Source organism: Treponema sp. (assembly GCF_017430385.1).
GTDB lineage: Bacteria > Spirochaetota > Spirochaetia > Treponematales > Treponemataceae > Treponema_D.
In genome coordinates this window covers 1-8333 of the sequence record NZ_JAFRNB010000160.1, presented here as the reverse complement: position 1 = coordinate 8333, position 8333 = coordinate 1, and the positions used below count along the sequence as shown (strand labels likewise).

The following is an 8333-nucleotide window of genomic DNA, read 5'->3' as shown; positions in this document are numbered from 1 at the left end:
CGCGGAAAAATCACAGATTTTTCCGAGACTCGCCTTGAAACTCGTCTCACGAGTTTCATCGCCTGACGGCGACCGGCTCCCTACCGCGGAAAAATCACAGATTTTTCCGAGACTCGCTAAAATCGCATCTCATGCGATTTTTTAACGCTCGCTACCGCGCTCGGAGCATAGTTTCGGACGAGACTCATGCAAGAGCAGGCAAAATGACCGGCATAAAGTGAAAAATCATTTTTTCTCTTGAAATCCAGAATTTTCTATTATAAAATACTCTTAACATGAATCTAAATTATCGTATCGTTGACTGCGACATTTTTGAGTCCTACATGGCAATGGAAGGCTGGGACAATTTTCCGCTTCTCAAATCCTACACCGAGAACGGTGAATTCGGATTTCTTTTAAAAGACAACAATTACATGATTTTCGACTACAAGCCTTCGAACGATTTCTTAAAGGCCGTCTGCATCTACAAAATGTTCGGCGACTATCTGATAATCGATTTATTCGAGGTAAACAAAAAATACCGGGGGCTTGGAATCGGAACGGCGGCAATGGAGCGGCTCATGCTTGAGACTGGTGCAAAAAAAGTCACGCTCGCGGCAAAAGACACCAACGCCGAAATTTTCTGGACATCAATCGGAATGCAAAAAATCGACGAGCAGACTTTTGAATTCTCATAAAGCTTTTCGCTTCTCTCGATTGCCGGTGATGCCCTATTTCGTGAGGAAGGCAATCGCTCCGTCCCAGTTCTCAGGCGGATTCACTATAAATTCCTCACAGCGGCTTAGCATGAGGGATGCGGCCTTGTCCCCCTTTACGGCTTTCAATGCCTTTTCAAAATAATCCTTCGCAAGATTCCAGATTCCCTGCTTGTACAAGTCCATGCCCTTTGTGTAAGCATCCTTGTAAGCATGAGGAAATTCATCAGGGCTGCGGTCAACGGCATAAATCGGAACGGCTTTCTTTTTTCCCTTAACACGGACATCATCCAGATGTCTGAAAGAGAACGAGTCTTCACCTGCATCCAAAAGAACGCTTTCGCTCACAAGAATCTGAGTTCCGTAAGTCTTTGTGAGACCTTCCAGTCGTGAAGCAAGGTTTACATTATCACCGATTACGGAATAGTCGGCCTTGTCCTTTGAGCCGATTGAGCCAACGATTACATCACCGTAGTGAATTCCGATTCCGATATTGAACTTCATTCCGTCAGGCAGAACCAAGTCGCCCAAATCAATGGACGGGAGAGCGGCCCTCATCTCGTAGGCGGCTGCAACGGCTCGGCGGCAGTTGTCCTCGTAACTGACAGGCGTTCCGAACTCGGCCATAATCGCATCGCCAATGAATTTATCAATCGTTCCGCCATGCTTTTTGATAATATCAACCATAATCGAAAAATATCTGTTCAAAAAAGCGACCAAAACATCAGCCTTGTTCTTTTCACTTATGTTCGTAAATGAGCGGATATCACTGAAAAGGATCGCAACGGCACGAGTCTCACCGACACCAAGCTTTTCGTTCTGGGCATCACTCTGCATTACAAGACTGTCGATAATCTGCTCCGGGACAAAACGGCTGAACGCGCGGCGGATTCGCTTCTCAAAGAACATTTTCTTTTCGACGACAAGGGCTTTGTCAAAAATCGCGGCCGTGTTCCGCACGCACGATGTAAAAAAGTCACGCTTTTCGCCAGTAATGTTGCCCTCGCTGACTATGTGCACAGTTCCGAACCTCTCGCTCCCGGAAAGAGATTTTAAGGTCTCGCTCTCATAACTCGAAAGCTGGACACGGCGGCTGTAAAATCGGCTGAGTTCTTTTTCGACGGCAAGTTTTTTCGGAATGATTTTGACTGAATTGTAATTCACCTGAACCCGCTCAAAATCGGCAAGGCACACTTTGAGAAAATCCGAAATCTCTTTTGGTTCCATATTATCAGAGCACACAAAATATCCGTGCGGACCATCATTTTCTATGATATAAAGGGCAGCCAGAGGAACTTCACAGACTTCAGCAATCAGAAGAAGGAAAGAGCGGACAATCTTCTCGATGCTTTCAAGGCTGTCAATCAGGCCCATGAGCTGGGAGAACATCGCGTTTCTTCGTGAATCCCAGTGCAAAAGTTCCGAAGACTTTAGGAAAAGGAAGTTGTCATTGAATCCGCTTTTTATCTGGGCGATTGCCTTTTTGTCAATTTCTGGGGTCGGAAGCTCAGCAAGCTCATCAACTTTCTGGACAAAACTTTTCGGGTCAAGAGAGACAAAAGAATTCGCCCCACATTCCAAAGCAAAAATCTTATCAAGAGGAGCCGGGAAATTTGCGTACATTCCGATTGCAAGGAACTGAAAGCAATCAATCGAACGGATAATCCTGACAATCTCAAAGCTGCGGGGCCATTGCAAGTCGCTGTTCAGCAAAAACAAGTCCGGCTGAAATTCCAAAACCTTGTACATGGCTTCTTTTCCGTCGCTCACAAACTGTATCGCGTATTTTTCGCTGCTCAGATTGTTGGCAAAAATTTTTTGCAGAGTCTCGGAACTTTCAAGAATAAGGATTTTTTTGCTCATTAGTTTTCTCCCACAAGTTCTTTTACGACGCTGATAAGCTGACCGCGCTTGAAATCACCCTTTGAGATAATCGCGCTCGCCCTAAGCCGCTCGAATTCCGCAAGGACATCCTCGCTCTGGTCTGCCGAAACAATTACGACAGGCGCATCTTTATACTGCTCCATTCGGCGCAAGTTGTCCAAAAGAACAAGGCCTGTCATTCGCGGCATATCCTTGTCCGAAACAATCAGATCGTACTGCTTTTCCTTTGCTTTTTCGAGGCCGTCCAAGCCGTCATAGGCCGTATCGACCATGAATCCTGCGCCCTCAAGAATTGATTTTTCAATCTGCCGTGTCGTGTCAGAATCATCGACAACAAGGATGCGGACAGTGCGTTTTTTGGTGGCCGCCTCGTATTTTTTGATGTCATATCCGCGGAGAGACTTGAATTTTTTGAGGATGTCAGGCACATGAAGAATCGGAACAATGTCATAATGCTCGTCAAAGACAATTCCCTGCAAAATCGAAAAATTTCTGAACGACTTAGGAAGAGGCTTTACGACAAGCGAGACAAACTGCTGCACTTCCTCGACGATGATTCCAATTCTCTGCTCCATGTATTCGGCGATGAGAATTGAGTCAGCATCCCCGCTGTAAAAGCTTTTCTGGTCATCAAAAAGAGTTGAAAGAGAGAAGCACGGAATAAGCTGCCCCTCAAGCTTGATGTAAGTCTGATTCTGAAGGGTGATATATTCGCTTTTCTGCCTGTAAATGATGTCAACGATATGCTGGGACGGAATCAGATATTTATCCCTGTTCGCGAAAACAAAAAGTCCCTGCATGGTTGAAAGTGAAAGCGGGAAATGAAGGATGAAAGTCGTGCCCTTGCCCTTCTCACTCTCGATTTTAATTCTGCCCTTGATTTTCTCGACATTTGCCCAGACGACATCAAGACCCACGCCACGCCCCGAAAGCTCGGTGACTTTATCTTTTGTTGAGAATCCAGACTGAAACAGAAACTGTGAAAGCTCCTTGTCGCTCATTTTCTGAATTTCATCCGCGCGCTCAGGATAAAGCTTTATCGCCTTTTCACGGATTTTATCGTAATCCAGGCCCCGGCCGTCATCACTGATTCTAAGCTCGATATGCTTTGTCTCTCGCACGCACCTTATGCTGACAGTTCCTTCCTCGGATTTTCCGGCAGCCTTTCGTTCTTTAGGCGTTTCAAGTCCGTGGTCGAGGGCGTTTCTGATGAGGTGCATGAGTATGTCGCCAAGTTCCTCAAGAATCACCTTGTCAATCGCGATGTCGGTCTGCGGAATATCACACTTCACTTTTTTTCCGAGGTTCATCGCCTCCAAAGCGATTGTATTTTCCAATGGTCTGAGGACGATTCCGATCGGGAGCATACGAAGGTCAAAAACCTGCTCCTGAACATTGAAAATTGAAGTCTCAAGGGCAAAAATGTCGCTCTCAAACTGCTTCCTAAGCTTTGACAGCTCGTGATTTCCAAGTTCTTCCTCAAAACGCTGCAATTCTGTGAGCTGATGCTTAAGATGGAACTCACGCGTAATCATCGAATCAAATGCCGTGATGATTTCGTTGACGCGGGAAAGCTTGATTCGGATTGACTGGATTTCGCTTACATTCTCGTTGAATTCATCTTCCTCATCATCGCCGATATATTCACCTTTCTCACGCTTGATTTCGTCAATGAACGCCTCGATGTCAATCAGCTCGCCGGCCGCAAGTTTGTCACAGTATTCGAGGTACAAATCAATGTTCTGCTCGTCCGTGCCCTTTTTGGCAACCTGAGACGCGCACTCAGCGATTTTATCATCAACGGCAAAAACAAGGCGAACCAGCCTGTCAGTGTTCTTAACCTGCCCGTCCTTCACGCTTTTGTAAATATCCTCGACGGCATGGGCAAGTTTTTCGATTGTCGGGAAGCCGAGCATACGCGCGTTGCCCTTGATTGTGTGCAGGCTGCGGAGAAGCCGGGTCAGCGTTTCAGAATCATTTTTTGAGGATTTGAGCGCGATTATATCTTTTCGAGAAGAGTCAACGAGCTCCTTTACCTCGCTTACAAAACTTTCGGTGATATCAGAAGAAACCGAAGCCATCTATATCGCCTCCCTTTTATGAAAATAGAAAACGCTGCCGTCAACGACCTTTTCAAGACAAGGCGGAACGATGTCAGAATCAAGCTGGGCGATTTCACTCATCGACACGAATAGAATTCCGTCCTCGGCAAGGCAATTTTCTGCAAGAATCCGCAAGACTTTTGCCCGAAGTTCCTGATTGAAATAGATGAACACATTCCGAAGGAAAATTATGTTCTGTTTTTTTGGAAGAAGAAGAATCTGGGAAGGAGAATCGATGACCGAAAGGTTGATTTTTTTAGTCATGATAGAATCTTTTATTTCATCGCTGAATACAATCATCCTGTTGTCAGTTTTGTACGGCTCAATAAGATTCTGAAAGGCAATTCCGTCCACTGAGCGGATTGAAGAGTCCAGAAAAACGCCCTTTTTGCAATGGTCAAGCACAATCGAATTGATGTCGCTCGCCGTTATGCTGCAATTAAGCCCGCAAGCCTTTGCCAGCAGAGCCAGGGAATATGCTTCCTCGCCGTAAGAACAGGCCGCGCTCCAGATTTTTATCCGAGAAGAGCCGAACATCATCTTCCATTGCGGGAAAATTTTGTCGCGCAAGAAAGTGAACTGCCTTTCTTCGCGGAAAAAATATGTCTCATTGACAGTGCTCTCGTTCACAAGCTCGGTAAAAAGCCCGTCATCAGAAAGAATATCATTCTTGTAGCCGAGAACAGAAGTGTGCTTTTCGTTTATCCGCCTTTCGATAAATGATTTTATGCCGTCCTTGTGACTTGCGCGCGGAATAATGCCAGTGCGGCTTCTTAAAATTGCGAGAAAACCTTCAAATTCGTCCTGTGAAATGCTTACAGCGTTATTTTGCATCATTTTTTACCAGTTCCAAGATTCGTTTTGAAATTTTTTCGCGGGGCAAAACTTCCTTTGCACCGCCCATCTCAATCGCCGCGGCAGGCATTCCGAAGACAACGCAGGTCGATTTGTCCTCAGCTATCGTCCAGCCGCCATTCTCACAAATCATCTTGCAGCCCTCGGCTCCGTCAGCACCCATTCCAGTAAGAAGGACAGCAAGGCAGTTATTTTTGTAAAGTTTTGCCGCACTACGGAAGAGCTTGTTCACGGCCGGACGCAAAAATCTTTCCGGCTCCTCGTCAGAAAGCTTGAGTACGGCAGTTCCGTTCGGGTCAATAAAATCAATCACAAGATGCTTGTCAGCAGGAGCCATGTACACGGTGCCAGACTTTGCTTCCTCGCCATTTTCCGCAAGCTTTACATGGACATTTTTGCAGACATTCGAGAACCAGCTGGCCATAGTCTTGTCCGATCCGACCTCAATGTGCTGGGCATACAGAATCGGAAGCGGGAAGTCATTTCCAAGCCCCTGAAGAACGGCAGAGACCGCAGAAGGTCCGCCAGTCGAGGCACCGATACATAAAATTTGGAAATGAGAGCCTGAACAAGAACAAGATTCAACATTTGGCTGCGAGCCGGCAAGTTTTTTTAATTTTTCAACAAGGGAATCAATGAAAGGCTTTTCATAATCAGAAAGTTTCGGCTTTTCCATGATTTCGCAAAGGCCAGTGAAATCAGGCGAAAGACCTTCTTCTGAAAGAATAAGGACGGGGACATGCCTTTCACGGTTCAATGCCGTTAAATCAGCTTTTTCCTCGGCTGAGCTCATATCCAGCCCGAAAAGGATTACATCAGGCCGACGATGCTCAACTGAGTTTATGAGTTTCTTGCTGTTTGAGACTGAATCTATGATTTCAACATCCGGGTTGCTCTCAAGTTTTTGTCCCAGAATCGCCCGGACGACAGCAGAACTGTCCGCAATTATGATTTTCATATTTTACCCCTCATTGTCTTTCATAAGTTCCGAAGAAAAGAATTTCCGAAGAAGCTTATCAGGCGATATAAGAATTTGTCGTCTTATGTTTTTTTTATTTTTACTGTCAGCCTCAAAGCCAATCGCACTCACCCCGCACTCATTCATGGCAGTACGAATGCTTTTTGGCAACAGTCTCAGCAAGGCAAGGTCAACATTCTTGCTCGAAATCTCAGTGTTCACCGAAATCGCGAAATTTCCGCTCGCCGGAAAAATGGTATCCGTATAATTCTCAACCATATCCATGACATCATCCGGGAAGTCGCTCATTCGCATCACCAGAACCTCGTTGCATTCCTCATTCGTCCTGCACATAAAATCCTTCTCCAGCAGGGAGCCAATGTGAATATGTGGCAGAGTCTCATTGTTGAAGACGATATTTTTCACATCTTTTTTGACATCGAGATAAATTCCAAATACCACATACTTGCTCTGAATGAGAAAATCAACTGTGTCGTAGGCGATGCAAGTAAAATAATTAGTCGCTTCCAAGATCTTTCCTTATAAGAATTTCAAATGCGTTGGTATTAAGGACGGGAATTTCTTCGCCACCATAGCTTATTGTTCCCAGGAAGAATTCTTCATCGTTTTTTTCAGGAATCTGATTAAGATTTCCTTCCTCAAGCTCCGCAAAAAGCAGGATGTCAGAAATATGAATCGAAATCTGGTCATCATCACGCTTGAGAATCAGAAAAAGCGGCTCTTGGGGCGGAGTCTCGTCATCCTCATTGATTAAAACCTGAGGATTTATGACCGCATAAGGATCGCCACGCCTATTAAGAACGCCCTCGATGTAAGACGGCATGAAAGGCAGCTTGTAGACTGAGACATCGCGGATGATTTCAAGCACATCGCCCGAACGCACGGCATATTTCTTCTTGGCGATAGAGAAAATCAGCCAAGTGACCATGCGTTTTTCTTCGACGACCTCTGTTTCGGACTGAGATTTCTGGGCAATCTGGTCGATTATTTCCTCGTTCATGCTTTCTCCTTAGAGTTCTTTTTGACCTCGCTCAGTTCCTCGGCGATTGTCTTTAAATTCTGTGAGGACTGTGAGATATGCTCTGTTGCCGAAGTGAAATTTTCTACGCCGGAAGCAATTTGTTTGAGCGTGATGAGAATCTGTTCGCTCGCAACTGTCTGCTGCTGGATAATCGTGGTGATTTTTTCCGCGCTTTCAGCCGTGCTTTCGGAAGCATTCTTGATGCTCGTAAATCGTTCCTCAAGATTCTTTGCGTTCTCAACGCCTTCCTGAATTTTTTCGGTTCCGTGCTCAGAAGCAAGGATAAGGCTGTCCGAGCTTTTCTGAATCTCCGTGATTCGTTCCTTGATTTCCTTTGTACCGTCGATGATTCCGTCTGCAAGACGGCGGATTTCGGTTGCTACGATGTGGAAGTTACGGCCAGCCTCGCCTGCGCTTGAAGCCTCCAGCTCCGCATTGAAAGCGATGATTTTTGCCTGGTCAGCGACAGAGTTGATGAGGGTGACGATATCCCAGATGTTCTCGATTTTGTCGCCAAGTGCCCTGATTCCGCTGATTGTATTGAGGTTCGTTGATGCGATTTCCTGAAGCTGATTTACATTTTCTTCGAGGTAAGACACACCTTCCGAAACATCGCCGCTTGTTTTCGTTGCTATGCCCGAAACATTCTTGATTTTTTGGGAAATATCTTCTGAAAGTGCCGTGTTGTCTTCCATTGTGGCGACAATTTCCTTGACGGCCGCACTCTGGTCCTGAGCTGTGACGGCAGTTTCTTTTGAAGAGACAGCAAGATTCTGAATTTCCTCGAGGATGCTGTT

At 45.7% G+C, this 8333-nt stretch carries 8 protein-coding genes; 1 reads left to right on the top strand and 7 read right to left on the bottom strand.

Going from position 1 to position 8333, the window contains the following annotated elements; genetic code table 11:
- Nucleotides 1–275: 275 nt before the first annotated feature.
- Nucleotides 276–677, top strand: coding sequence for a GNAT family N-acetyltransferase (locus tag IJJ71_RS12410; RefSeq protein WP_296847450.1), 402 nt, complete (start codon nucleotides 276–278; stop codon nucleotides 675–677).
- Nucleotides 678–710: 33 nt separating this feature from the next.
- On the opposite strand, the gene IJJ71_RS12405 is transcribed toward IJJ71_RS12410, so the two are convergent.
- From IJJ71_RS12405 to IJJ71_RS12375, 7 genes are all read right to left on the bottom strand, one after another.
- Nucleotides 711–2558 carry an adenylate/guanylate cyclase domain-containing protein gene (locus tag IJJ71_RS12405; RefSeq protein WP_296847449.1) on the bottom strand — a complete coding sequence of 616 codons (1848 nt, stop codon included), beginning with the start codon at nucleotides 2556–2558 and terminating at the stop codon, nucleotides 711–713.
- A complete protein-coding gene (locus IJJ71_RS12400; RefSeq protein WP_296847447.1) occupies nucleotides 2558–4660 on the bottom strand; it encodes a hybrid sensor histidine kinase/response regulator in 2103 nt (700 codons plus the stop codon). The genes IJJ71_RS12405 and IJJ71_RS12400 overlap by 1 nt, the downstream gene beginning before the upstream one ends.
- The gene (locus IJJ71_RS12395) at nucleotides 4661–5518 is read right to left on the bottom strand and encodes a CheR family methyltransferase (protein ID WP_296847445.1); all 858 of its coding nucleotides are present in this window, start codon (nucleotides 5516–5518) and stop codon (nucleotides 4661–4663) included.
- Nucleotides 5505–6494 (bottom strand): chemotaxis protein CheB, encoded by a 990-nt coding sequence (locus IJJ71_RS12390; RefSeq protein WP_296847444.1) that lies wholly within the window; start codon nucleotides 6492–6494, stop codon nucleotides 5505–5507. The genes IJJ71_RS12395 and IJJ71_RS12390 overlap by 14 nt, the downstream gene beginning before the upstream one ends.
- Before the next feature lie 3 nt (nucleotides 6495–6497).
- Nucleotides 6498–7025 carry a hypothetical protein gene (locus IJJ71_RS12385; RefSeq protein WP_296847433.1) on the bottom strand — a complete coding sequence of 176 codons (528 nt, stop codon included), beginning with the start codon at nucleotides 7023–7025 and terminating at the stop codon, nucleotides 6498–6500.
- Entirely contained in the window at nucleotides 7012–7515 is a 504-nt protein-coding gene (locus IJJ71_RS12380; protein WP_296847432.1) for a chemotaxis protein CheW, read from the bottom strand. Before IJJ71_RS12380 ends, IJJ71_RS12385 begins: the two co-directional genes overlap by 14 nt.
- The coding region (locus IJJ71_RS12375) for a methyl-accepting chemotaxis protein (RefSeq protein ID WP_296847431.1) at nucleotides 7512–8333 on the bottom strand (822 nt) is incomplete at its 5' end. The genes IJJ71_RS12380 and IJJ71_RS12375, both read right to left, overlap by 4 nt.